The organism is Schaalia suimastitidis DSM 15538 (assembly GCF_000429105.1).
GTDB classification, from domain to species: domain Bacteria; phylum Actinomycetota; class Actinomycetes; order Actinomycetales; family Actinomycetaceae; genus Pauljensenia; species Pauljensenia suimastitidis.
Map to the genome: position 1 here is coordinate 225,383 of NZ_AUBF01000006.1, position 26,245 is coordinate 251,627.

Annotated in this window: 20 protein-coding genes; 10 read left to right on the top strand and 10 right to left on the bottom strand. The window is 56.9% G+C overall.

Going from position 1 to position 26,245, the window contains the following annotated elements; all coding sequences use genetic code 11:
- Positions 1 to 134: 134 nt before the first annotated feature.
- From G438_RS10185 to G438_RS0101080, 3 genes are read right to left on the bottom strand one after another with little or no spacing between them, the layout of a single operon-like run.
- A complete protein-coding gene (locus G438_RS10185) occupies positions 135 to 587 on the bottom strand; it encodes a septum formation family protein (RefSeq protein WP_051259174.1) in 453 nt (150 codons plus the stop codon).
- A 9-nt stretch (positions 588 to 596) separates the two neighbouring features.
- Positions 597 to 1,658, bottom strand: coding sequence for an inorganic phosphate transporter (locus G438_RS0101075; RefSeq protein WP_026459783.1), 1,062 nt, complete (start codon positions 1,656 to 1,658; stop codon positions 597 to 599).
- 4 nt (positions 1,659 to 1,662) lie between these two features.
- A complete protein-coding gene (locus tag G438_RS0101080) occupies positions 1,663 to 2,292 on the bottom strand; it encodes a DUF47 domain-containing protein (RefSeq protein ID WP_026459784.1) in 630 nt (209 codons plus the stop codon).
- A 237-nt stretch (positions 2,293 to 2,529) separates the two neighbouring features.
- Between G438_RS0101080 and G438_RS0101085 the strand changes: the two genes are divergently transcribed.
- The 10 genes from G438_RS0101085 (at position 2,530) to purL (ending at position 15,313) form a co-directional block, all read left to right on the top strand.
- Positions 2,530 to 4,365 carry a phosphoenolpyruvate carboxykinase (GTP) gene (locus tag G438_RS0101085; protein ID WP_026459785.1) on the top strand — a complete coding sequence of 612 codons (1,836 nt, stop codon included), beginning with the start codon at positions 2,530 to 2,532 and terminating at the stop codon, positions 4,363 to 4,365.
- Positions 4,366 to 4,690: 325 nt separating this feature from the next.
- Positions 4,691 to 5,632, top strand: a complete 942-nt coding sequence (locus G438_RS0101090) for a COG1361 family protein (RefSeq protein WP_084402917.1) — start codon at positions 4,691 to 4,693, stop codon at positions 5,630 to 5,632.
- A gap of 176 nt (positions 5,633 to 5,808) precedes the next feature.
- Positions 5,809 to 7,062 (top strand): hypothetical protein, encoded by a 1,254-nt coding sequence (locus G438_RS0101095; protein ID WP_026459787.1) that lies wholly within the window; start codon positions 5,809 to 5,811, stop codon positions 7,060 to 7,062.
- Between the two features lie 30 nt (positions 7,063 to 7,092).
- A complete protein-coding gene (locus G438_RS0101100; protein WP_026459788.1) occupies positions 7,093 to 8,499 on the top strand; it encodes a SpaH/EbpB family LPXTG-anchored major pilin in 1,407 nt (468 codons plus the stop codon).
- Positions 8,500 to 8,564: 65 nt separating this feature from the next.
- On the top strand, positions 8,565 to 9,458 hold the full coding sequence (locus tag G438_RS10190) for a class C sortase (RefSeq protein WP_051259175.1): 894 nt from the start codon (positions 8,565 to 8,567) through the stop codon (positions 9,456 to 9,458).
- 54 nt (positions 9,459 to 9,512) lie between these two features.
- The gene (gene purD, locus G438_RS0101110) at positions 9,513 to 10,835 is read left to right on the top strand and encodes a phosphoribosylamine--glycine ligase (RefSeq protein WP_026459789.1); all 1,323 of its coding nucleotides are present in this window, start codon (positions 9,513 to 9,515) and stop codon (positions 10,833 to 10,835) included.
- A gap of 25 nt (positions 10,836 to 10,860) precedes the next feature.
- Positions 10,861 to 11,772, top strand: a complete 912-nt coding sequence (locus tag G438_RS0101115; RefSeq protein ID WP_026459790.1) for a phosphoribosylaminoimidazolesuccinocarboxamide synthase — start codon at positions 10,861 to 10,863, stop codon at positions 11,770 to 11,772.
- A 46-nt stretch (positions 11,773 to 11,818) separates the two neighbouring features.
- Positions 11,819 to 12,097: a phosphoribosylformylglycinamidine synthase subunit PurS gene (locus G438_RS0101120; RefSeq protein ID WP_026459791.1), complete on the top strand. Its 279-nt coding sequence runs from the start codon at positions 11,819 to 11,821 to the stop codon at positions 12,095 to 12,097.
- A complete protein-coding gene (gene purQ, locus G438_RS0101125; RefSeq protein WP_026459792.1) occupies positions 12,094 to 12,801 on the top strand; it encodes a phosphoribosylformylglycinamidine synthase subunit PurQ in 708 nt (235 codons plus the stop codon). The genes G438_RS0101120 and purQ overlap by 4 nt, the downstream gene beginning before the upstream one ends.
- 136 nt (positions 12,802 to 12,937) lie before the next feature.
- Positions 12,938 to 15,313 (top strand): phosphoribosylformylglycinamidine synthase subunit PurL, encoded by a 2,376-nt coding sequence (gene purL / locus G438_RS0101130; protein ID WP_026459793.1) that lies wholly within the window; start codon positions 12,938 to 12,940, stop codon positions 15,311 to 15,313.
- Positions 15,314 to 15,451: 138 nt separating this feature from the next.
- Here purL and ptsP read toward each other — a convergent pair whose 3' ends face one another.
- The 7 genes from ptsP to nrdI all read right to left on the bottom strand — a co-directional run bounded on the left by ptsP (position 15,452) and on the right by nrdI (position 26,038).
- On the bottom strand, positions 15,452 to 17,137 hold the full coding sequence (gene ptsP, locus G438_RS0101135) for a phosphoenolpyruvate--protein phosphotransferase (protein WP_026459794.1): 1,686 nt from the start codon (positions 17,135 to 17,137) through the stop codon (positions 15,452 to 15,454).
- A gap of 384 nt (positions 17,138 to 17,521) precedes the next feature.
- Positions 17,522 to 20,020 (bottom strand): FtsX-like permease family protein, encoded by a 2,499-nt coding sequence (locus G438_RS0101140; protein ID WP_026459795.1) that lies wholly within the window; start codon positions 20,018 to 20,020, stop codon positions 17,522 to 17,524.
- The gene (locus tag G438_RS0101145) at positions 20,017 to 20,736 is read right to left on the bottom strand and encodes an ABC transporter ATP-binding protein (RefSeq protein WP_034284761.1); all 720 of its coding nucleotides are present in this window, start codon (positions 20,734 to 20,736) and stop codon (positions 20,017 to 20,019) included. The genes G438_RS0101140 and G438_RS0101145 overlap by 4 nt, the downstream gene beginning before the upstream one ends.
- Before the next feature lie 147 nt (positions 20,737 to 20,883).
- A complete protein-coding gene (locus tag G438_RS0101150; protein WP_026459797.1) occupies positions 20,884 to 22,614 on the bottom strand; it encodes an ABC-ATPase domain-containing protein in 1,731 nt (576 codons plus the stop codon).
- Between the two features lie 167 nt (positions 22,615 to 22,781).
- Positions 22,782 to 23,273 carry a hypothetical protein gene (locus G438_RS0101155; protein WP_026459798.1) on the bottom strand — a complete coding sequence of 164 codons (492 nt, stop codon included), beginning with the start codon at positions 23,271 to 23,273 and terminating at the stop codon, positions 22,782 to 22,784.
- Between the two features lie 222 nt (positions 23,274 to 23,495).
- On the bottom strand, positions 23,496 to 25,652 hold the full coding sequence (gene nrdE / locus G438_RS0101160; protein WP_026459799.1) for a class 1b ribonucleoside-diphosphate reductase subunit alpha: 2,157 nt from the start codon (positions 25,650 to 25,652) through the stop codon (positions 23,496 to 23,498).
- On the bottom strand, positions 25,622 to 26,038 hold the full coding sequence (nrdI, locus tag G438_RS0101165; RefSeq protein WP_026459800.1) for a class Ib ribonucleoside-diphosphate reductase assembly flavoprotein NrdI: 417 nt from the start codon (positions 26,036 to 26,038) through the stop codon (positions 25,622 to 25,624). The genes nrdE and nrdI overlap by 31 nt, the downstream gene beginning before the upstream one ends.
- Between the last annotated feature and the right edge of the window lie 207 nt (positions 26,039 to 26,245).

Sequence of the window (26,245 nt, forward strand, 5' to 3'; positions counted from 1 at the left end):
TTGCGCGGAAATGCTGTGGCTGCACCCCGGGCTGTGCACGAGGCTGCTAAGCATGCAGTAGCACGGGCGCGGCAAGCGTAAATATGGTGGCCCGAGGCCGCTAAGCATGCAGGTAGCGCGACTCTAACGGGGCCTCACATACCCGAATCACGTATCGAGGCCGTCAGATCCGTCCCGTCACTGCGCTGCGCCAAACAGGTGATGGTGTGATCGCCCGCCTCCCACGAGTCCACCGACGGTCGTAGCCAAAATATTGACAGGGCGGAGTCTTCTTGTGGGATGCCGACGTAGCTTTCGAAAGCTGCCGTACATTCACTGGTCGCGCGGGTATCCAGTTCAGATACCGGCGGCAGCGTATCGGTAGGAATATCCAATACTGCGACAACTTCAGCTTGGTGTGGAGCAGTGCAATCCACGCGACTGACCGAGGCTGTGGCCTCTTGCGCAGGCACGCTCACACATTGACCTACTTCTAGGTTCATCGCTGACGTCGTTGAGCATCCGGCCAAGGTGACACTAAGGACAGACAAGCACACCGTCGCAGCACCCCAACGGGCGCTGCGACGGTGATCGCGTGAAGACATCATGTGGTGACTCTAGACGCCAAGGAGGGCATGTACCAACCAGAACATGATGGCTGCTACGCCAGCGGCTGCTGGCAAGGTGAGGAACCACGCCACAACGATATTTCCAGCAACACCCCAACGAACCGCAGAGAAACGGCGCGTCGCGCCAACGCCAAGGATGGCTGAGGTGATGGTATGCGTGGTGGAAATCGGTGCGTGCAGGACAAATGCCGAGGCGTAAAGCACGCCCGCAGATACCGTTTCTGCGACGAAACCACGAGCAGGATCTAGGTCGATGATCTTGCGTCCAAGGGTACGCATAATGCGCCATCCACCTGCGTAGGTGCCAGCAGAAATCGCCAGTGCCGCTGCGAGTTTCACCCAGAACGGGACGGTCATTTCGCCGGTGACAGGGTCGAGGATATTGTGGTGTTCAGCGTATCCACCAGCGACCAGCGCCATCACGATCACACCCATGGTCTTTTGCGCATCCTGCAAACCATGTCCCAGTGCCATGGCGGCAGCTGAAATTGTCTGAAGAACGCGGAATTGTCGCATGGTGCGGTGGTAGGGGAGATTCCTCAGAGCCACCATGAGGATCCGCATGAGGATGTAGCCGATGAGGAAGCCAACCAATGGCGAAGCGAACATGGGGATAATGACGTGGCTGAGAATGCCGCTCCATTGAACCGTGATAGATGCGGCAAGGCCGGCACCAACAAGGCCACCAATGAGTGCGTGGGACGACGAGGACGGTAAGCCGTACCACCAGGTGATCATATTCCAGGTAATAGCGCCCAGAAGTGCTGCTAGGACAATAATCAGCCCTTCGCGTTGCATGGCAAGGTCAGGCGAGTCCATGTACTGCGAAATGTCAATAATGCCCTTGCCTATGGTTTTTGCCACTTCGGTTCCCAGCATTGCGCCGACGACATTCATGACCGCGGCCATGAGCAGCGCGACACGCGGCGTCAATGCACGCGTCGACACGGAGGTGGCGATGGCGTTGGCTGCATCATGGAAACCGTTGGTGTAGTCGAAACCAAGGGCAATGACGATAACCACGACCACCAGGATCAGGTTGAGGTCCACGAGCTCAGGACTCCTTCACCGCAATGGTTTCAATAGAGTTCGCCAGATCTTCAAAGGCGTCAGAGCACTTTTCGAGGACTTCAATAATGTCCTTGAGTTTGATGATGGTCACAGGGTCAAGACCAGAATCGAAGAGTGTGGTGAGCGTGCGGCGGTAGGCGATATCACCCTCATTTTCGAGGCGGTTAATTTCGATCCAGAAATCACGCAGGCCCAGCGGGTTTTGCAGTTTCGGCAGTGACTGGGAGGTCTGCTCTGAACAGCGGGCAATAACGTTGACCTGGTCTGTCAGAAGCACCATGATTTCCTCAGGTACATCGTGAATGCCGTATAGAACGAAGAGGTCGCCAGCCTCGTCCATCAGATCCATGCAGTCGTCGAGTGCTGCAGCAAGCGCCCCAAGATCTTCCCGGTCAAAAGGCGTAACGAAAGACTGGTTGAGGCGCTGGACGATTTGGTGGTTAATTTCGTCGGCAGCATGTTCCACTTCGTGAAGCTGGTCGCGCAGTGCAACCTGTTCCTGAGGAGAAGAGCCAAGGATAGAAGCCAGGAGACCGACACCTTTGACGAGCAGGTCAGCTTGGTTACTCAGCATGTCGAAGAACGACGGTCCTTCGGTCTTACGGATACCCACGAGTGTCCTCCGATTGGGTGTTGAGGGTACAGCGGACAGGAACAGGGTATTCCATATTTCGTCACCGTGGGTACACCCTGCCGTTAACCGATATTCACCATGAGGTCTACGTCCCAATTCCCTGTCCGTATTGCGGGACTAACTGCCCACGCATTTCGCCCAGGAATCCGTCATCATTGAAGGGTGACAACGGGCGTTACCTGCGCCCAGACAACACCGAGTGCCCCAGGAGGCAAAATGTCCGTGACCGAACAGGACGTGCGCGCAGCCGCTCCGGCGAATGCACCTGAAGACGTAATCACGTGGGTTTCGCAAATCGCAGCTCTGACTACCCCTGATGCCGTTGAATTCGCTGATGGCTCTGACGAAGAATGGGATCGCCTGACCTCCCTCATGGTTGAGACTGGCGTTTTCACCCGACTCAACGAAGAAAAGCGCCCCAACTCATTCCTCGCACGCTCCCTGCCGTCCGACGTTGCGCGCGTTGAATCCCGCACCTTCATCTGCTCCGAAAAGGAAGAAGATGCAGGTCCCACTAACCACTGGGCCGACCCTGCTGAAATGAAAGCCATCCTCAAGGAGAAGTTCACGGGCGCCATGAAGGGCCGCACCATGTACGTGATCCCCTTCTCCATGGGTCCTCTTGGTGGTCCTATTTCTCAGCTGGGTATTGAAATCTCTGACTCGCCCTACGTTGTGTGCAATATGCGCATTATGACCCGTATGGGCGCTGCTGCGATGGACCTCATTGCTGAAGGTAAGCCGTGGGTTCCTGCTGTCCACTCTGTGGGTGTGCCTTTGGAAGAAGGCCAGGCTGACACCACATGGCCATGCAATGAAGAGAAGTACATCACACACTTCCCTGAGACCAACGAAATCTGGTCCTTCGGTTCGGGCTACGGCGGCAACGCCCTGCTTGGCAAGAAGTGCTTCGCGCTGCGTATCGCCTCGACAATGGCCCGCCGCGACGGCTGGATGGCAGAGCACATGCTCATCCTTCGCCTCACCCGCGAAACCACCGGCCAGCAGTTCCATGTGACTGCAGCATTCCCCTCAGCATGTGGCAAGACCAACCTCGCCATGCTTGAGCCCACCATCCCCGGCTACAAGGTTGAGACCATTGGTGACGACATTGCCTGGATGCGCCCCGGCCCCGACGGTCGCCTGTACGCCATCAACCCCGAAGCAGGCTTCTTCGGTGTGGCACCGGGTACTTCTTACGACACCAACCCCATGGCCATGGAAACCATGAAGGCCAACTCCATCTTCACCAACGTTGCTCTGACCGACGATGGTGACGTGTGGTGGGAAGGTATCGACGGAGACGTTCCGGCACACCTGATTGACTGGCACGGCAACGACTGGACCCCCGAGTCCGGCGAAAAGGCGGCACACCCGAACAGCCGCTTCACGGTGCCTGCTGCTCAGTGCCCCATCATCTGCCCCGACTGGGAAGCGCCTCAGGGTGTTGCCGTGGACGCCATCCTCTTCGGTGGCCGTCGCGCATCCAACGTTCCGCTGGTTGCCGAGCAGTACGAGGCCGCCCACGGTGTCTTCATCGGCGCATCTGTCGCCTCCGAGGTCACCGCCGCCGCGACCGACGTCAAGGCCGGCTCGCTGCGCCACGACCCATTCGCCATGCTGCCCTTCTGCGGTTACAACATGGCTGACTACTGGGGCCACTGGCTCGAAATGCAAGCCAAGCTGGGCGATAAATTCCCCAAGGTCTACCAGGTCAACTGGTTCCGCAAGGACGAGGACGGCTCCTGGCTGTGGCCGGGCTACGGTGATAACTCGCGCGTCCTGGACTGGATCGTTCGCCGCGCCGCCGGCGAGGTCGAGGCCGTGGACGGTGTGACCGGCCGCTACCCGAAGTTCGAGGACTTCAACCTTGATGGTCTCGATATTGACGAGGCGCACTGGGCCAAGCTCTTCGCCATTGATCCTGATGCATGGGCAGCCGAAATGGACGATACCGAAGAGTACTTTGCTCAATTCGGTGACAAGGTTCCTGCTGCAATTAAGGAACAGCTTGCGAAGTTCCGTGAGCGTATCGCTGCTGCGAAGGCCTGATCCTTTGACGCATTGCGCTGCTTAATGGTGGCGCGCCGGAGCCCGCTGCGACCATACGGTCGCAGCGGGCTCTTGTATGCGGTGGGAGTCTTTGGGTGTCACCTGTAAGTCTTCAACAAGCCTTTGCTATTCACACACAATGAATAGTTAGGTGTTTCACTTGTCATACCCGCGTATTTCCTTCATTTTTTAGCTATAAATTGCATGAAAATAAGAATCGCAGGCGATTTTAGGTGAAGTGATGACTGGGCAATCGGCCAAGAGGTTGCGAAAATTCGCAGCGCTCTTTGTCATATGAGCGGTCATAAGCAGTGTGTGTCTGGTAATGACGCCACCGTCAATGGCAAGTGCGACAGTGGACCTTGTCGTCGAAGTCGATGTGCCAACTGCATCGGCAGCCGGTGCGCCGTTTTCAGGGACCGCTCGGATACGCAATAACAGTATGGAAGACGCTGGTGGCTCTACCTTCAGCCTGGTATTCGACAGTGGTACCACAGGTATTGCGATCACCGCACAGGTGCCTACAGATGGCGCCTATGAGGCAACAAATATCACTGTGACTGGCTCAACCCTGTCAGGTACACTGCCTATCCTGCCAGGTGGAGGTGTATTGGCGCTGACCTTTAGTGCTACCGCACCGCTGGCGAACTCTGTCACCGTGACTCTGAATGCCACTCCACAATCTGGGGCAACCGATGCGGATCCTTCGTCCAATAAAGTGCGCCAAAATATTGCCCTCACAGCCTTCGCCAACCTATCTGCGACTAAGAAGCAGGACACGGTAACCGTAGCTTCTGGTGCTACGCGCACCTACACGCTTACCTACGAAAATAGTGGTCCGGCAACGCTGCGAGACATCACCATCAATGACGTGTATTCCTACGTATCGGCCACAAGTACAGTGACCGCAACGGTGGTATGCGATCCAAGTTCAACGATTCCGTGTCCAACATGGCTTCCAACCGGCACGATTAACCTGTCAGGTGGTAGTCAACAAATCTTCGCTGGCAGAATTGATCTGCCAGCCGGACGCAAATTGGTACTAAAAGTCCCTGTGACCCATACCGTTCCCTGCGCCACCGCAGGCTCTCTCAGCATTAACAACCAAATAAGCGCTGATGCCCGACACATTACGGGCATCACGGTGATGCCGACACTTGCACGCGCAGATGTGACCGGTACTGTGACTACTGCACCGTGTACAGAGGCGACGATCGTTGTCTCCAAAACACAGGACAAAGCCGTCGTCGCTTCTGGGGAAACGTGACACTATCAGCTCGTCTACGAAAACCGTGGCCCTGCAGATCTTAACGGAATAAAGATTATTGACAACTACCGATTCCCACTCAAAGGAAGCACTGCCACGCTGTCAGTGAGCTGTGATGCCTCTAGCACCATTGCCTGTCCAACAGGGTTGCCTCAGGAAGTACACGGACATATACGGTGGTGTACGAAAACCTTGGCCCAACAGATCTCACTGGCGTTTTACTTTCCGATACCTACGGTTTTTCGCAAACAGGATCGACCGCCATCGCGACTGTCAGCTGTGAACCCTCCAGCACGATCCCCTGCCCATCATGGATACCCCAAGGAACCGTGACCTATCCCAGTGGTGCAGGTAGTACCTTTTACAGTCAACCAACAGATTTTCCCGCAGGCTCGCGCCTGGAACTGAAGATACGTGTGACCCATAACGTGCCATGTGCGGGAGGTGGCCTTATTGCCAAGAGCGCTTGGGCGGTGATGAGTGCCGCAAATGTTGTGGGTGTTGCGGTCATCCCGCCAACGGCACGTGCCGATGTGAGTGGGCGTGTCTTCTCAAATGACGTGACAACAGTGACCGCCGTGTCGGATTCACAGCCCCAGCCCTATGAACCTCTCACAGTGACGTCGACGATTACGAATGCATGCGGGGCTATCAGCCATGTGCCAATCGAAGTGATGCTACCTGAGGACGGCATTATCGTGGGCGGTGACGTACTGCCTCAATGTCAGGCGACGGGCACAGCTCAATGCCCCGCCGATTTAGCCTATGACCCCATTCGGCGCGTGATCACCGGCACCCTGACCGCATTACCAGCCAATACGCAGGTGCGTTTGAGTCTTGCTGCCCGTGCTGGAGTAGTTCCAAGTCCTACGTACTCCTATGCGGTCACAACCAACGCCATTTCACCAGGCGACACCAATACCAACAGTAACCTTTCAGATGCGACCTTCGGTTTTACTAATACGCAAACGACTGTTCGCCTCAACCATGAAGTCCGCGCCCTTCCCCCAGGTGGCGTACCAGCAGAAATGACCTTCACCGGCACGCTTGTCTGCGCAGAAAGCGGAACCTTCCCAGCAACCTTCACGGTCCCGCAAGGAGGCACTACCGCCGGGGCCATAGTGACCACCGAAGTCTGGCGTTCCGATACCTGCACCCTGACAACTGAGCGACCTTCCCCGCCTGAAGGCTTTGTGTGGACAGACAGTACTCCCGGCAGCACCACTGCCACCGATGAAGTCATCGTCAGTCCCGTGAGCCATTCCTACGTGTGGATGCTGACCAAACCTGCGGTGAATGTCACCGCTCCTGCTTTGCCACTGACCGGTGGGCTTGGCGCTGACTGGATTTACCTCCTCGGCACTGCCGTTGTTGCGCTTGGTGGTCTTCTCACACTTGCCCTACTCGCGGTGCGCCGCATCGCCCACTGACCCCTTCAACACACAACAAAGGAAAAGGAAATGATTGACACTCGCCCCACATTTTGGCGCAGTCTCATCGCAGTGACACTTGCCTGTGCCCTGACCATCAGTGCACTCCTGATGGCATGGCCAGCACAGGCAGCTGACCCCGCCGATATCGATACCTCTCGCACAGGCACGATCACCATCCACAAGTACGAGACCCCCGCATTCCAAGCACAGGCGGGTAACGGTACCCCCATCGACGTTCCCGTTGACGCGCGCATCGTCGCAGGTGTCACCTTTACAGTGTCAAAAATCAACGTTGATCTGGCAACCGCAGGCGGATGGACCGCGATTGCCTCAATGACACCAACCCAGGCGGCGGGCCAACTCGACACCACCTTCCAAACACAGACCCAGGTAACAGCAGAAAACACTGGTATTGCCACCTTCGCTAACCTTCCACTGGGTGCCTACCTTGTGCGCGAAACCAATGCTCCCGCCAATGTTTCTTCCCGCGCTGAAGACTTCATCGTCACGATTCCTTTCCCGTCAGAAGAAGTTGGCGGCACCTCGTCGTGGGTGTACGACCCACATGTGTACCCAAAGAACGCTGTGCGTGCTGTGCCCGAAAAATCCGTCAATGATGCTGCCGCAGTAAAAGCCGGTGACAACATCGTGTGGACGATCAATCAGACCATGCCTGCACAACCCGAGAACGACGCCCTCACCTCGGTGCTCTTTACCGATGTCCTTGATGCGCGACTCACCTATGTCAGTGCCCGCGTGTTGAAAAATGGACAGGCACTTACCAGTGACGTCCAAGTGACGCATGATGCGGGTAGCCGCACCGTGACTGCCACTGTCACTGGCACAACGCTCGACAACATCATCAAAGAGGATGTTCTCACCCTTGAAATCACAACGACGGCGAATAATGGCGGCACCATACCCAATACGGCGACTGTTGTCTTCAACAAGCCATCAGGCGCCATGAGCAACCAGACAAACGAGGTCAACACCGCATGGGGATACCTTGACGTCGAAAAGACCTCCGCGGAAGGTGAGGGCAAACTTGAAGGCGCCGTCTTCGAGATCTACACCGACGCTACTTGCACCACCGGTAAGGTCGACATCGCCCAGGCACAACTGACCACGGCTGATAACGGTGCTTTCCCAGCGCCCGTGCTCCTGAAAGCGGGTACCTACTACCTGAAAGAAACGCGCGCACCCCTGGGCTACGTCATCCCTGACCAGAACTGCGCCCTTGTTCAAGTCAACGCTGTTCAAGCAACGACGCCCGTGGCAGCCGTACTGCAAGTCACCAACAGCAAGACAAGCGTGCCGAGCCTGCCGCTGACCGGCGCTAACGGGCAGCTGCTCCTCACTATCGCAGGTGGAGCAACGGTCTTGCTGGGTGCAGGTATCGTATTCGTCCTCGTACGTAAGCGTTCACGCGCCTGACAACACGTGTGGGTGGGAGCCATCGTGGCCCCCACCCACACGCTGTTACCAACAAGGGGGTGCCGATGGGGCGACATATACTTGCCGGAGCAGCAGCCGTCGTCCTCATCGCAGGCGTGACGATGTTGCTGTACCCATCAGCTGCCCAATGGGTCAGTTACTACAACCAATCACGTACGACCTCGTCCTATGCTCAACAGATTGGCTACGTCGACCCACGACCAGACGAACAAATTGCTGCCGCGCAGCGCTACAACGATGCTTTGTCGTCCGGGGCTCTCATTGAAGCCAACACCAATGTGCCAACATCGTCGCAACCGAATCTCAGCGCTAGCATTGTCCCCTACGCCCAGCAACTGTACGTTGACGGCACTGGCCTCATGGCGCGTATACGCATACCGAAGATCAATGTCGATCTTCCTGTCTATCACGGAACCAGCGACGACGTTCTCCTACGAGGCGCAGGCCACCTTGAAGGTACCTCCCTTCCTGTCGGAGGGGTCGACACGCGGACGGTGATTACCGGCCATCGCGGCCTGGCCTCGTCACGCATGTTTACCGACCTTGATCAGCTACAGATCGGTGACAGTTTCACCATCGAAACCTTCGGATTGGTCCTGTCTTACCGCGTTACCGACATCATTGTCGTCGACCCTGATGACCGTGAATCTATCAGCACTGTTGCTGGGAAAGATCTTGCGACTTTGGTGACATGCACACCGCTAGGTATTAACTCCCACCGCATTATCGTCACAGGCGAACGTATCGTGCCCACGCCAAGTGCAGATCTCAAACGAGCTGGCCAAGTTGCCTCGGTACCTTTTCCCTGGTGGATGGTGATATGGGTGGTGTGTAGTGGGACGATAATAGTTGGCATTATGGCATTGACGCGCGACAAGAAACGTATGTCGGCGCGTCATCGTGGGTATGTGGGGCCACGTCATTTAAGGGCGAAATAATCCGGATACCGAATCGTATTTCCCCATCATCTTCTGGGCGGCTAGTCTGTAACTGTGAAGGTCCTGCTGGTGGGTAATGGGGGACGTGAACACGCCCTCGCCCGTGCCCTTGTAAGAACGTCCACTACTGAATCTCCGGTCGAACTTATCGTTCAGGCCGGAAATCCGGGTATCGACCCGCTTGGCGAAGCGCTTGTCTTCGATCCGCTCAACCCTGAGGTTGTGGCCGATATTGCGCGCAGTCGTTCAGTTGATCTCGTGGTGGTTGGCCCCGAGGCGCCCCTTGTTGCTGGGGTTGCTGACGCAGTGCGTGCGGCAGGTATCGCATGTTTCGGTCCCGATAAGGCAGCCGCACAGCTCGAAGCGTCAAAATCCTTCGCGAAAGACGTGATGAACGAGGCGGGGGTGGCCACCGCTCGGAGCTTTACGTGCACCACCATGGAGCAGGTGGAGGCAGCCTTTACGGATCTTGGTGCCCCTCATGTCGTCAAAGATGATGCACTGGCCGCAGGTAAAGGTGTCGTTGTTACGACTGACTGTGAGGTGGCACGTGCCCACGCTGCCTCATGCTTGTCGCGCCCTGGGGGCGCTGTGGTTATCGAAGATTACCTTGATGGCCCTGAGGTATCCCTTTTCTGTCTGAGCGATGGCTCTACCGTTGTGCCACTTGTCCCCGCTCAAGACTTTAAACGTCTCCTCGACGACGGGCAGGGCCCCAATACGGGGGGTATGGGCGCATATACGCCATTGCCGTGGATGCCTGAAGGTCTTATTGACGAGGTGGTGGCTGACGTTGCACTACCTACGATAACTCGCATGGCACAGCGCGGCACCCCCTTTATTGGGTTGTTGTACTGCGGTTTGGCTCTGACGAGTCGCGGCACGCGCGTTGTCGAATTCAATGTGCGTTTCGGTGACCCTGAGACGCAGGTTGTCCTTGAACGACTGGATTCGCCGCTGGCGCCGCTTCTGTATGCTGCAGCCACTGGCACGTTGGCGCACCTTGAAACGCCACGTTGGTCGCCAGATGCTGCAGTCACCGTGGTGATGGCCTCTGCTGGCTACCCGGGTGCTTTAAGTACGGGCAAGACCATCACAGGTATTGACGCTGCGGAACGTATTGATGGTGTCCACGTCATTCACGCTGGTACGCGCCTCCTTGTTGAGTCAGCCGATGAGGATGGGGGGCTGCCGGGCGGCGACCAGGAGGCTGCGCGTCTGGTTAATAGTGGGGGACGCGTGGTTGATGTGACAGCCCGCGCCGCCTCAATTGATGCTGCCCGCGATGCTGTCTATCAAGCAGTGGGAGCCATTCATTTTGAAGGCGCTCAGTACCGTTCAGATATTGGCACTTGGCCTGACCATTTAGGCGCCTGAGACTGGCTGCGCGGAGGATACAGCTATGACGACGACACTTTCGACACTGGACCAGTGGCAGCATGTATCCTCAGGGAAAGTCCGCGATATCTACGCGCCACGCGGTCAGGCGAATCCCGACCGTTACCTTATGGTGACGTCGGATCGTATCAGCGCTTACGACTATGTGATGGGCACCGAGGTCCCCGACAAGGGGAAGATTCTCAACCAATTGGCGATCTGGTGGATGGAACAGCTTGCCGATATTGTCCCTACTCATCTTCTGCGTGACGAGGCGGGGGCACTTCTCGCTGTGCCCGATGAGGTTGCTGGTCGCGCCGTTATTTGTCGTGCATTGGATATGTTGCCCATCGAATGTGTGGTCCGCGGCTACCTGACTGGTTCAGGATTGGCGGAATACCGTCAAAGTGGTACGGTGTGCGGCATTGCGTTGCCGGAAGGTTTGACGGAGGCATCGCGCCTGGCAGAGCCTCTTTTTACGCCTGCCGCCAAGGCAGATCTGGGTGAACATGACGAAAATATCACCTTCGCGCGTGCCGAAGAGATGGTTGGGCCTGACGTGGCTGCGCGTCTGCGCGATACGTCGATTGCGCTTTACCAGCGGGCGCGTGCCGCTGCTGCTGAGCGCGGCATTATCTTGGCTGACACAAAATTTGAATTCGGTATTGATCGTGACAGTGGCGCATTGGTGTTGGCCGACGAAATCCTCACCCCGGATTCCTCTCGTTTCTGGCCCGCTGATTTGTGGCGAGTGGGTGAGGTGACCCCCAGCTTCGACAAGCAGTATTTGCGTGACTGGCTGACCAGTGCAGAAAGCGGGTGGGATAAGAACTCGGGTGAGGTGCCACCTCCTCTACCCGCTGACGTCGTTGACAATACGCGTAGTCGTTACATTGAAGCGTTTACGCGCCTGACCGGCAAAGAGCCCCAACTCTAGACCACCCAAAAATCCCAAATATTCACACAACACAGGAGGAAGCGCCGTGGGGCGAATCATCGTTGAAGTCATGCCGAAGCCAGAAATCCTTGACCCGCAAGGTAAAGCAGTTGGCTCGGCATTACCCAGGCTAGGTATCGACGCATTCACTGCGGTACGTCAAGGGAAATGTTTCCATCTGAGTGTGGATGGTCCTGTCACCGAAGAGTTGCTTGCGCAGGCACGCCGCGCTGCTGAAGAGGTGCTGTCCAATCCCATCATCGAAGACGTTGTCCGCGTCGAAGCACTTGATGACGCTGCGTGTGCTTGCGGGGGTGACCAGTGAGTCGCATTGGCGTTGTCACCTTCCCCGGTACTCTCGATGACCGGGATGCTGCGCGTGCGGTGAAACTTGCTGGCGCAGAACCTGTTGCGCTATGGCATAAGGATGCTGACCTGCGCGGCGTTGATGCTGTTGTCTTGCCGGGCGGTTTTTCTTACGGTGATTACCTCCGCTGCGGTGCTATTGCAGCGGTGGCGCCTGTGATGAGTGAAATTGTGCGCGCTGCGAAGGCGGGGATGCCAGTGTTGGGTATCTGCAATGGTTTCCAAGTGTTGTGTGAAGCTCACCTGCTGCCTGGTGCACTGATTCGTAACGATCATCAGAAATTCTTCTGCCGTGATCAGATCCTCCGTGTAGAAAACGCATCCACGGCGTGGACGGCAGATTTTGCGTCCGGCGAGCTTGTTACCGTTCCGCTGAAAAACGGCGAAGGGAATTTCCAGGCGAGCGTCGATACGTTGGAACGTTTAGAGGGCGAAGGGCAGGTTGTCTTCCGCTACGTTGACATGAACCCTAATGGCAGTGCCAATGATATTGCTGGCATTACTAACGAAGCGGGTAATGTCGTCGGCCTCATGCCGCATCCTGAACACGCTGTTGAAGCAGGTTTTGGACCCATTTCCCGTGATGGTCAGATCTACGATGCGCATGGCGGTATCGGAGGTCTCAAACTTTTCACGTCGGTCCTTAGCACCCTCGTAGGATAAATACATACACAGCTGTCCACACCTCTATCCACAATGGTGGGCAGGACATATCTGTCCTATCACCATGCCTGTGGACAGCCTCTGTGAATATCGCGCTTTCTTCTTCACCACCCCTCAGCATCTAACGGAGCCTTCCATGAGTGAAACCCCGGTTAACCGCGAAGTACCGGATACCGTCACTGACGCCGCTGCAACCCCTGATAAAGATATGCCCTGGGCAGAACTTGGCCTCAAAGCCGACGAATACGACCGTATACGCGACATCCTTGGCCGACGCCCCACCAATGCCGAACTGGCCATGTACTCAGTGATGTGGTCCGAGCACTGCTCGTACAAGTCCTCCAAGAAACACCTAGTTGAACAGTTCGGCAAGCGCACCACCGAGGAGATGCGTCGCCACCTGCTGGTCGGCATGGGCCAGAACGCTGGTGTCGTCGATATCGGGGGCGGATGGGCGGTGACTTTCAAAGTCGAGTCCCACAACCACCCATCCTTCGTGGAGCCCTACCAGGGTGCAGCCACCGGTGTGGGTGGCATCGTGCGCGACATTATCTCCATGGGTGCCCGCCCGGTCGCCGTCATGGACCAGCTGCGTTTCGGTGCCCCCGATCACCCCGACACCGCACGTGTCGTACACGGCGTGGTTTCCGGCGTTGGCGGCTACGGCAACTGCCTGGGCCTGCCCAATATTGGTGGCGAAACCGAGTTCGACCCCTCCTACCAGGGCAATCCACTGGTCAATGCCCTGTGCTTGGGTGTACTGCGGCATGAAGATATCCACCTAGCCAATGCCGAAGGTGAAGGCAACCTGGTGGTCCTCTTCGGCGCACGCACCGGCGGTGACGGCATTGGTGGCGCCTCGATCCTCGCCTCCGAAACCTTCGAGGACGGCATGCCAGCAAAACGTCCCTCGGTGCAGGTCGGCGACCCTTTCATGGAAAAAGTCCTCATTGAATGCTGTTTGGAACTATTTGCTGCCGGGGTTGTCCAAGGTATCCAAGATCTTGGAGCTGCGGGTATTTCTTGCGCCACCTCTGAACTGGCGTCAAATGGTTCCTCAGGTATGCACGTTGATTTGGAAAAGGTTCTGCTACGCGACCCTACGTTGACAGCGGGCGAAATCCTCATGTCCGAATCTCAAGAACGCATGATGGCCATCGTGGCGCCCCACGATGAGGAACGCTTCTTTGACATTATCAATAAGTGGGATGTTGAAGCCGCTGTTATTGGTGTCCTCACCGGCGATGGGCGTCTCACCATTGACCACTTCGGTCATCGAATTGTCGATGTGGATCCTAAGACAGTGGCCCATGATGGCCCCGTCTATGACCGTCCTTACGCGCGCCCCAAGTGGCAGGATGCATTGGTTGCCGACACCTCCGCACGCTTAGCGCGGCCACATAGCGCCGCAGAACTACACGAAACCCTTGCAGTGCTGCTGTCTGACGTGAACCAGGCCTCTAAAGCATGGATTACCGACCAGTACGACCGCTATGTTCAAGGCAATACGGCTCTTGCTCAACCTGATGATGCCGGTGTGGTGCGGGTCGATGAAGAAAGCGGCCTTGGTGTTGCCCTTTCAACCGACGCCAACGGTTGGTACACGAAACTTGATCCTTACGCTGGTGCCCAACAGGCCCTGGCCGAGTCTTACCGCAATGTGGCTGTTGTTGGTGCTGAACCGTTGGCTATCACCGACTGCTTGAATTTCGGTAATCCTGAAGATACCGACGCCATGTGGCAGCTGGTCACAGCCATGACGGGCTTGGCTGACGGCTGTATCGAACTGGGCGTGCCGGTAACCGGTGGAAATGTCTCGTTGTATAACTCTTCGGGCACCGTTAAAGGCGAGCCGGATTCTTCAATTAACCCCACGCCGGTGGTTGGCATGCTGGGCGTGATGAACGATGTGCGCCGCGCTAATCCTTCAGGTTTCACTGAAGAGGGGCTTGCGGTGCTGATGCTAGGTACGACCCGCGAAGAACTGGACGGCTCTGCGTGGGCACGTATTATCCACGCACACCTGGGCGGGGTTCCCCCGAAGGTTGATTTCGCTGCCGAGGTGGCATTGGGCAATGTGGTGCGTGCACTGAGCGCTGTTGATGGCCCTGACGGCAAACCTCTGGTGCGGGCAGCTCATGACCTCTCGAATGGCGGCCTGGCGCAGGCTCTGACCGATATGGTTGTGCGTTTCGGCGTGGGTGGTTCCTTCGACCTGTCAGGCATTGTGGGCCGCGATCAGATTGATGATTTCACCGCGCTTTTCTCCGAGTCGCAGGCACGTGCACTCCTTGCCGTCCCCGAGGCGGTGGTGGCCGCCGTTCAAGCGGCAGCGGATGCTGAAGGCGTTGAAGTGGTCCGTATTGGCACCACAGGCGGGGATCTCCTGGTGCTTTCGGGTGCTGATCTGCTGGGTGAGGCCGCAGACGCTGAGGGCATGTCAGGCGCATGGATTATCGAGGTGGAACAGCTGCGTGCCCTTTCCGAGGCGCCGCTGCGTAGCCGTTTCTGAACGGCGGCTTTGGCGCACGGAGGTTGTGTCGCACGCTGTGTGCACGTTGATACCTACAGGAAATGGCGGATTTTCAAGGATTAGTGCCTTGAAAATCCGCCATTTTTGCGCTCGTCATATTGCCCTGACGTGACGCAGTTACAGGCCAAGAGCCTCGCGGGCGAGGTTACGAGCATCGCCCGCGTCACGTGCAGTAAGTACTGCTTCGGCGGCAGCGCGACACTGTTCAAGGCTGACTTGGCCAAGAGCGGCGCCAACGCCGGGGATTGCGCCAGCAGCCATGGACAGCGAGGTCACGCCCATACCGACCAAAACACAGGCCAACACGGGGTCAGATGCTGCTTCGCCACAGACACCAACAGGTGTTTGTGTCGCAGTACCTTCGGCTGCCACCTTACTGATCAAGGTCAGCGGTGCAGGCTGCCACGGGTCGGAGTATTCGGCAAGATCAGGGGAGAGGCGGTCAGCAGCCATCGTGTACTGAGTCAGATCGTTGGTGCCTAGTGACACGAAGTCAATCAAAGGCAGGAATTTCTCGGCCATCACTGCCACTGCGGGAACTTCCACCATGATGCCAGCTTTCAGCGTGACGCCTGCGGCCTCGGCGCGTTCGTGTACCAAGGAAGCAAACCATTCAGCTTCAGGAACGGTGGCCACCATTGGAGCCATCACCCACACTTCTGTTGTGGGGTTTTGCTGAGCAGCAAGGACAAGGGCGTCAACCTGGTGGTCAAGCACCTCCGGGTTGGGGCCGGTGGTACGCAAACCGCGCACACCCAGCGCTGGGTTAGGTTCGTTTTCCAAGGTGGCGTAGGGAACCGGCTTATCAGATCCAGCATCAAGGGTTCGTACGACGACCTTATGTCCATCGAATGCGGCGAAAACTTCAGAATAAATACGTGCCTGCTCGTGGATGGACGGTTCGAAGGGGGCGTCAAGGAAGGCCAACTCGGTGCGCATAAGGCCCACGCCCTCGGCAAGCCCCGCTTGGGCAGCTGAACGCGCGGCCGCGCCATCACCAACATTGGCGAGGAGCTGAACACGATGCCCGTCGCTTGTCTGAGCGGGCCCCTTCCATGCGCGGACTCGTTCGGCGCGCTGTGCGTCAATTTCGACGAGGCGTCGCGCCTTCGCCGGGTCAACACCAATGGTGAGGGTGCCTTCGTGAGAGTCGACAAGGACTGCCACATCTGACTCGATTTCAGACAGGCGTCGCACGGCAACGATGCAGGGGATGCCAAGTTGGCGGGCGATAATTGAGGTGTGCGAGGTAGGGCCACCCAGTTCGGTGGCCATTGCGACACAGACCTTAGGGTCGAGGCCAGCGGTGTCAGCTGGTGTGAGGTCGTCAGCCAGAAGCACATAGGGGCTGGCAAGGTCGGGGATACCCGGCTCTGGTTCACCTTGGAGGTGGGCTAATACGCGGTCGCGAACATCCTTAAGGTCGGTAGTGCGTTCAGCCATAAGGCCGCCTGCCGCTTCGAAGGCGGCGACGAATTTGTCGGTTGCGGCGATCACTGCTTGGATGGCGGGGACGCCGGAGTTAATGCGTTTGGTGACATCCTTGACCCAACCGCGGTCTGTGGCCATAGATGCGGTCATGACGAGCACTTCAGCTGCTTGTCCTTGGGCACGTGAGGCACGCGAGTAAAGGTTGTCGGCAACTTTACGGGCGCATTCGGTAAAGCGTTCGACTTCTTCGGCGCGATCCTCCTCTGGGACAATTTCGCTGGTAAAGGTGGGGAGCTCGGGTCGACGTACCCACACTGCGGGAGCGTATGCGACACCCTGTACGACTGGCGTTCCGTTAATGATCGTCGTCATTGTCGAGGCCTTCCATGGAAGCAGAGGTGAAGTGCTGTGAGCGGTCGCTCACATTGTCTCTTGTGAGTGTAGGCGACAATGGCCCACAACGGAATGGGTGGCCACCACTTGTTCACTATTTTCTGCGATAAATAAAATATTAGCAATGTTTTTATGATGATGACGTAAAGTTCCCTGATGGTAACGATTGACATAAAGAAGGGCTGTGAGCTGTACAAAGGCTGCTCTGGTGTGGATTTAGTGGGTAAAGCATTGGGTGAGGAACAGTCACAGTTCCTCACCCAATGTCACCCATAGCAGTGCCGCCTATGGGGTGGTGCTATCCCAACGGACCACTTGGGGCCGTTGCCTCTTGGAGGTGAAGAGCGAATTCATACCACTGGCTTACTCGGTGGCGAGTGCTTCCACGGGACTGGTGCGCGCTGCACGACGGCCCGGCAGATACGAAGCAACCAGCGCAGCCACGACAGACACAGCGGCCATCACGGCCACGCTCACCCAGGGGAATACGATAATCGTCTGTCCCACACTGATCGGCAATGCGTGGATACCAGCAATTCCGAAAACCGTTCCCAGGCTCACCCCGACAATCGTTCCAGCCAACGCAAGAAGTAGTGCCTCAACGGCAAGCATGGCCCGCATCGCACCACGTTTCATGCCAAGAGCACGCAGAAGCCCATTTTCGCGGGTCCGTTCATGGACCGATAGCGACAATGTGTTGGTGACCCCGACGAGCGCCACCACGATAGACACCCCCAGCATCGCGACGACGGTAGCCAAAACGGCGTTAATCATCTTTTTATACATCGCGCGTTCGGCAGCGGTTCCTGAGACAGATAGCTGCGGATCTAAGGCGTTGATATCAGCTGTGACCTTGTCAAGGTCAACATTATCTGCCAACTTAATAATGACCTCCCCTATAGCGGCCTGCGGATCAAGGGCAGCAAGGGTTGGGGCTGACACGCTGGCACTACCCCACGGTGCCTTCTCGTTAATTGTTGCTCGAAGGTCAATACAGGTATGAGTTGCTGAACATAGAGTCACCACATCGCCATCGCTGACACTGGCCTCAAAGAGCTCTACCACACCATCGTCAAGAGAGGTAACTGGCGAATGCGCCACCGACTGCAGATCCGGCATGCCAAGTACTGCCCATTGGGTGGTATCACCTTCGGTTTGTCCTTCCCAGTTGAGCGTAGCGGTGGATCGGCGAATAGGTACCGTTGCCTCGACGCCTTCCACCTGTGCGATTTGTGCAGCAAGTTCTTCGCTCATCCCAGCGCCGGTATGTGTAGCACTCAGATCAAAGGGACGACGAGCATCCACTTCACCAACGAGCGTTGCTTCCATAGATGCTGCCCCCACGGACATCATGGTGATGAGGGTGACGCCGATAGTGATGGCGACAGCAGTTGCGCCACTACGGCGGGCCGAACGCATGACATTCTCACGAGCCATCTGGGTCACCACACTGCGGCCAAGTAAGCCAAGCCCAAGGGCGAGGCGGGGAAGTAAAGCTGTGCAGAGCACCATGGCACACACAAGGGCGACAATGCCACCAAAGAAGGCGATCAGGAACGACGCAGAGTCGGATCCTTGGAAGAAAGCTGCCCAAATCATTGCCACGGTAGCGAGGCCACCTAGCACCGATGCAACGACAAGGAGTACGGTGCGTGGGCGGCGTTCAGTTACCGATGCCGCTTCCACTGGAGACAGCGCAACGATGGGTGATACCCGGGCCACCGATAATGCTGGCCGCAATGCCATAGCAAGAGTCATGAGGGTCCCCGCAGCCCAGGTCGCAATGGCTGAAGCAGGGGCAAAGACCGCGCTCAAAGCCGTGAGCGGACTAGTCGAGGCGAAATACGACAACCCCACGACCGTCAATAATCCACCACCAAGGATGCCGAGAGCAGAAGCGGTGGCGCCCACAACGAAGGCTTCTCGTATGACAAGGCTGCGAACCTGTGCTGATGTTGCCCCGACAGCGCGCAAAAGGGCTAGTTCGCGGCGGCGCTGCATGATAATCACTTGGAACGTCGTTGCCACAACGATGGCTGCCACCGCAACAGCAATCACCGGAAAAATGAGCAAAGCGGCAGTTAACGTGGCTGAATCCATCCGGGAACGATCAAGATCTGCTTGCTGAGCGGCAGCGGCAGTCGACACAGACAACGACGTATCAGAACCAATGACGTTGCGGATATCTGAGGCAAGCTGTTCTTGAGCCTCAATTCCGGGTGCCTTTTCTCCATTGGACACCACTAGCGAATGGGGTTCGCTGGCGCCTGCATACTGCGTAAGACCGTCGGTCGTCAGCACTACCGATGCCATACCAAGACCTGAATCGGCACTAATGCCAGTGACGGTGAGTTGAGTCGTCGCGACGGTACCGTCATCGGTACTCACAGGGATATCTATGGTGTCACCCACCCCCACAGACAGTGTTTGTGCACTGCCGGTGTCAAGAACGATATCCGTTGCTGCGGAGGGGAGCTTGCCTTGGGCGAGCGACACTTGGTGGAATGGTTCAGCATAGTGCGCCGTGGCGTTGCGGGTCAGCCGTTTACCATCTTTTGATAGTTCCAAAAAACCGAAGCGTTCAGGTAATACTGCCTTTACACCCGGCACACCTTCTATTGCAGATATCGACTCGGTAAGCGAAGGAAGTTCCTCTGTTTGCCTGAAGGCGTCCTGGTCGTAGGTGACAACTACGGCGGCACCCTCATAGCGGGCTTTCACATATGCGGTTAACGATGCGACAAGGGCATTGGCAATACCTAAGCAGGCAATGATAAATGCCGTGGAAATCGCAACCGCAAGGCCAGTTGCCACGTAGCGTCGCGCATGGGTGCGCATATTTGCCTTGAGCAGCTCATTCATCGCAGGGCCTCCGCCAGCACATCAACAGATGGGTGCCGCATATCGCCAACGATTCGGCCATCGCGCGTGACCAGGACACGGTCGGCTGTCACAGCGCATCCCAAGTCGTGGGTGACCATGATGACACTTTGACCAAGCTCGTCCACGCTGGAACGGAGTAGGCTGAGCACCTCCTTTGAGGATTGTGAATCGAGGTTACCGGTTGGTTCGTCGGCCACGAGCACAGCAGGTCGTGACATCAGTGCGCGCGCAACGGCGACGCGTTGCTGCTGACCACCGGAGAGCTCATGTGGCCGGTGCGTCAGACGGTTGGCGATCCCCAGAATTTCCACGATTGTGCCAAGCCACTGCTGGTCCGCTTTCTTTCCGGCCAAACGCAGCGGTAATTCAATATTGGCTTTCGCGTCAAGCGTTGGGACCAGGTTAAAGCTTTGGAAAACAAAGCCGATACGGTCACGCCGCAACTGGGTGAGAGCGTTGTCATTAAGGCTGCCAAGGCGTGTTCCGTCAACGGTGACATCGCCTGAGGTGATCGTGTCAAGGCCCGCCAACGCATGAAGCATCGTTGACTTTCCTGAACCTGAAGGGCCGACGATGGCAGTGAACTCGCCCTGATAAAAGTCGATACTGACTTTATCCAAGGCGGTGACCCGCGTTTCGCCGGAGCCGTAGATTTTGGTGACATTGTGAAGCTGTACGACAGGTGTTGTGGTCATATTTCCACTATCTGCCTGACACAGCGCGCGCATCTACTGGGGGTTGCCCTGAGTGCTCCCTGATTGCTCCCCTGGGGGTGGGGGTCAATGTCCCGACGTTGCCTGCGAGGTTCGCTTGGCTGGGTTGCGCCTCTGGGGGCGGTGGGCCTAAGTCAACGACAGGGCACGGTAACGGTTAACGGCGGCACCAATATCAATTCGGCGCGGTCGCACCAAGGAACCGCTATGCGATCGCGCTCCAGCCTTGACCAGGGTGTCCAGACCTTCCGAGGCGAAGGCGCGTTCCAAGCGATCAAGCAGCTGCGGTAACGGCGTGCGGGCATCCGCATAGTGTTCCAAGACAAGGCGCATTGCCCAGGCAATTGCCTCCGTCTGTCCGCTGTCAACTATCTGTTCGATATCGCTCAGATCCACGGTGTGTTTGTCGAGGAGGACCGCATCAACACCAACGGCCTTCGTCTTTTGCCGCGTCCCACCGCGAGAACGTACCGGGATACGAGGCGCGGCGGGGGTAGGGGCAGGCAGGTCCAGCAGTGGGCGAGGTAGAAGCTTCGTCACCTCGCGTGCCTGATCGGTGACATCGACGCAGCGGTAGTGGTCAAGCATAAGGATACGGTCGGCGCAGTCAAGGTAGTCGCCCGAGCCGCCCATCACCATGATCGTTGAAATGCTGCGTTCAGTTGCCAAAGAGCGGACGCGATCAACCAGGGGTGTAATGGGTTCACGCTGCGCGGCAACAAGCTGTCTCATTCGCGAATCGCGTATCAGGAGATTCGTTGCAGATGTGTCTTCGTCAAGCAGGAGGAGGGGACAACCCAGGTCGATGGCCTCGACTATTGCAGCGGCTTGGGAGGTGGAGCCGGAAGCGTTTGGTGTTGAAAAACGGGTGGTGTCGGCTCCGGTCGGCAAGTGGGAGATAAAGGGCGAGACATCAACGCCAGTGACTGAGCGTCCATCGGCGGCACGGACCTTCATTGCGGCGGCGACGGTGGCTACCCGTTCACGTCCGTCGCCTGGAATATGTGCGTATACGCCGCGTTGGATCGCTGATAACAGCGTGGATTTGCCGTGGTAGCCTCCGCCAACAATAACCGTTACCCCAGGCGGCAGTGCCATGCCGGTCACCTCACCTGCGTAAGGTAGCGTGACGGTGGCGCGTAGCGACTCAGGTGAGGTGAAGGGGACAGCGTCCTCTAGTGGTTCTTGGCTGATACCGCTGCGGCGGGCAAGTATTGAACCATCTGCAACGAAAGCCACCCACTGATATTCGACAAGTGCTTCTTGTAGGGCACGGTAGTCAAGGTAAGTGTGGATGTGGCCGATTAATGCCTGACGTTTAAGGGTGACCGGTGCGCTGTCGGACACGAAGTCGAATACATGGAGCGCAAGGTCAGGTATGTCCTCGTCGAAAATTTGTGCGCCGGCGTGACCCATAATGGTGCGCCCACGTGCGGGTAGTTGTACGTGAAAGCGGATTTCGACCCGATCAGTGGTCACGATGGCACTGGAGCGCTGCAAAATCTCCTGTTCAGCTTTTGCGATCCTCAGCGTGGCACCACTGTGGAACTGTGTGATGCCTTCTGCGAAGATACGCGCAAGGAAGTCCGCACAGGCGATGCGTGCATCGGTACTTGCCAGGGCCTCGGCAGGCAAACCCATACGTTGCGGCGATGCGGAAATGCGCACGGTTGACGGTGGCGCATAAGGGTCAGCTTGGACGTGGTCAATATGCAGTGAGAAATCGCCGTAGTCCCAGTCACCTATAAGGGATTTATACGAACCGTAGGTACGTCCATCAAGTCGACGCAGTGCGCCAATCAGCTCTTCATCTGTTCCACTGCGGCGTCGGGTTGGTCGGTCGTCGGGGCGAGGCGTCATAGGGTTAAGCCTATTGCACACTAGCGCCATAGGGCACGTGCGCACCTACAGAGTCGACGCGAATGTGACCGATACACAGTGTGGCTGCGTCAGATAAGCACTGACACAGCCACACGCATGGGGTTATTCGACTATTGCCCTCACCAAGTGAGGTGAGCCTCCGGTGATCACAGGGAGTTCACGGAATTGATGAGCTCAGGGTTGCTCATCATGGCAAGGACGCCAACAATGAAGAAGATGACGATCAGGACGATGCCGATGGCAGCAAGGATGGTGCCAATCATGCCCATGATGCGGGCATATTTCGCCATGGACACTTCACTTTCGGGCACGCCTGCTGCAGCTGCCTTCTTCACAATGTTGCCGCCCCATACCCAGCCAATGATGGAGCCAATGAGGGGAAGGAAGCCAATGAGACCAAGGATGGCTAGCACGAATGCCACGGTCGCATTGGACTTCAGCGATGCGACGTCAACGTACTCGCCGTTTGCCGCGTAGGCGGGAGCCGGTGCGTAGGCGGGCTGACCATACGCAGGTTGGCCGTATGTGGGCTGTGCGGGCTGTGCAGGCTGTGGCGCGGACTCGGGTGCCCACGATGCGCTCTGGCTAGGTGCACCTTCAGGCGTATTCTCTGGTGACGCAGCGTATGGGTTGGACATGGTTCCTCCAGAATGTCCGTGGCCGAGATGGCCACATCTCTTTGTTGTGTCTCTATCCTATGACGTTTTTTCGTGCCAGTGCATTGAGGTATCGCCCTGATTCTCCCCTGAACGTCCGATGCTAAACCCCTGCTTATCCCCGATTGGGACCAGCAGGGGTGCCGTGGCAGTAGGTGACGCGCCCGTTCGGGGGACACCAGATGGGTGAGCGTCACGCTGTGCCTACAGCATGCAGGACACGCAGCCTTCGACTTCGGTGCCTTCCAACGCCATCTGGCGCAGGCGCACGTAATACATCGTCTTAATCCCCTTTTTCCACGCGTAAATATAGGATTTGTTGAGGTCACGCGTGGTTACTGTGTCGGGGTAGAACAACGTGAGTGACAGGCCCTGGTCAACGTGCTGGGTGGCCACCGCGTAGGTATCGATAATTGCCTCGGGTCCGATGTCGTAGGCATCGCGGTAGTACTCCAGGTTCTCATTGGTCATATAGGGCGCCGGGTAGTAGACGCGACCAATTTTTCCTTCTTTTCGGATCTCAATACGTGAAACGATGGGGTGGATTGACGAGGTTGAGTTATTGATGTAGCTGATCGACCCGGTTGGTGGTACGGCCTGAAGGTTTTGGTTATACATGCCGTAACGCTTGACGTCCTCTGCGAGGGCACGCCAATCCTCGGTGGTGGGAACGCGTATTGACGAGGCAGCCAGCAGCTCGCGGCAGCGCTCGGTTTGCGGTTCCCAGGTGCCGTTAATGTACTTGTCGAAGTACTCGCCAGAGGCGTAAGTCGAGTCTTCAAAACCTTCGAAGGTGATACCGCGCTCGCGGGCAATGGCGCAGGAGGCTTTAATGCACTCATAGGCCACCGTCATAAAATACATATTGGTGAAGTCAAGGGCTTCTTCGCTGCCATAGTGGATATGTTCACGAGCAAGATACCCGTGGAGGTTCATCTGCCCCAAGCCAATGGCATGACTCATGGCGTTGCCGCGCGCTACCGATGGGACGGACTGAATATCAGATAGGTCCGATACTGCGGTCAGTGCGCGCACAGCTGCTTCGACTGTTAGCGAGAAATTCGGTGAATCCATCGTTTTGGCAACGTTGAGGGAACCAAGGTTGCAAGAAATATCCTTGCCAACGCTCGCATACGACAGGTCGGGGTTGTAGGTCGACGCTTCTGACACCTGGAGGATCTCTGAGCACAGATTCGACATGGTGATGCGACCCTTAATGGGGTTTGCGCGGTTCACCGTGTCCTCAAAGACGATATAAGGGTAACCAGATTCAAATTGGATTTCAGCCAATGTTTGGAAGAAACGGCGGGCGTTGACCTTCTTCTTGTGGATACGACCGTCGTTGACCATTTCACGGTACTTTTCGGTCACCGATATTTCTGACAGTGGTACCCCATAGACTCGCTCCACATCGTAGGGACTAAAGAGGTACATATCTTCGTTATTGCGAGCCAATTCAAAGGTGATGTCGGGGATGACGACGCCCAGGGACAGGGTTTTAATGCGGATTTTTTCGTCAGCATTTTCCCGCTTGGTATCCAGGAAGGCCATGATGTCGGGGTGATGGGCGTGCAGATAGACGGCACCGGCCCCTTGGCGTGCACCTAGTTGATTCGCGTAAGAGAAGGAATCTTCAAGGAGCTTCATTACAGGGATGACGCCACTGGATTGGTTCTGAATCTTCTTAATGGGCGCCCCCGCCTCGCGCAGGTTTGTCAGCGATAGGGCAACGCCGCCGCCTCGTTTAGACAACTGCAAAGCGGAATTGATGCCTCGGGCGATGGACTCCATATTGTCTTCGATGCGCAGCAGGAAGCAGGAGACTAATTCGCCGCGCGCAGCTTTGCCTGCATTGAGGAAGGTGGGGGTTGCAGGCTGGAAACGGCCAGTCATCATTTCATCAACGAGGATCTGTGCCAGGCTGACGTCACCACGCGCCAGGTAAAGGGCCACCATGGTGACACGATCTTCGAAGCGTTCGAGGTAGCGGGTGCCGTCAAAGGTTTTCAGCGTGTAGGAGGTGTAGTACTTGAAAGCGCCCAAAAATGTGGGGAAACGGAATTTATGTGCGTAGGCGCGCTTGTAAAGGTCTTTAATGTCGTCGAAACGGTACTGGTCGAGGACGTGTTTCTCGTAGTATCCCTCGGTAACCAGGTATTCGAGTTTTTCTTCGAGGTCGTGGAAGAAAACAGTGTTTTGGTTGACGTGAGTGAGGAAGTATTGGCGGGCGGCTTTTCGATCAGCCTCGAATTGGATGCGACCCTGCGCATCGTAGAGGTTGAGTTGGGCGTTGAGCGCGTGATAGTCCAGGTCGGGGCTGGGTGCTGGCTCTACGCCGGTGTCAGTGAGGTTTTCTGCCAAAACTCGCTCAGTCCTTCGCGAACTCGGGAGACATCCTCGGCGGTGCCAAGGAGCTCGTATTTATACATGTGTGGGACGCCTAATTTTGCGGCGATAATGTCCCCGGCAAGGCAGTACGCCACGCCGAAATTTGTATTTCCTGATGAAATCACACCGACGCAATACTTGCGATTATCGGGATCATTAAGGAAACGGATGACTTGTTTGGGAACTGCCCCTTTGACGGTGCCGCCACCATATGTGGGGGTGACCAGTACGTATGGTTGATCAACGTGGAGGGCTTCGTCGTGGGCGTGAAGGGGAATACGTTGCGCGGGGTAGCCGACTTTGGTGATAAAGCGGTGTGTATTTTCTGTTGCCGACGAGAAGTAGACGATGTGAACCATTGCGATCTCCTTCTATGTCGGTGCATGCCGTGCGTTGGTGCGGGCCTTGTGTTGGCGGTGTTGTCCCTTGCGGGGCAGGGGTCCTATTGCCGAGGCCGTTGCTGGCGGAATGGCGTGCCACGCGGGGTGCTGTGGCGCCTCGTGCCTTTCCTTAGGGTGCGCAAAGTGCGGCGGAATAAATCCCGAAGGGGTCGCCGCCTTCCTTGT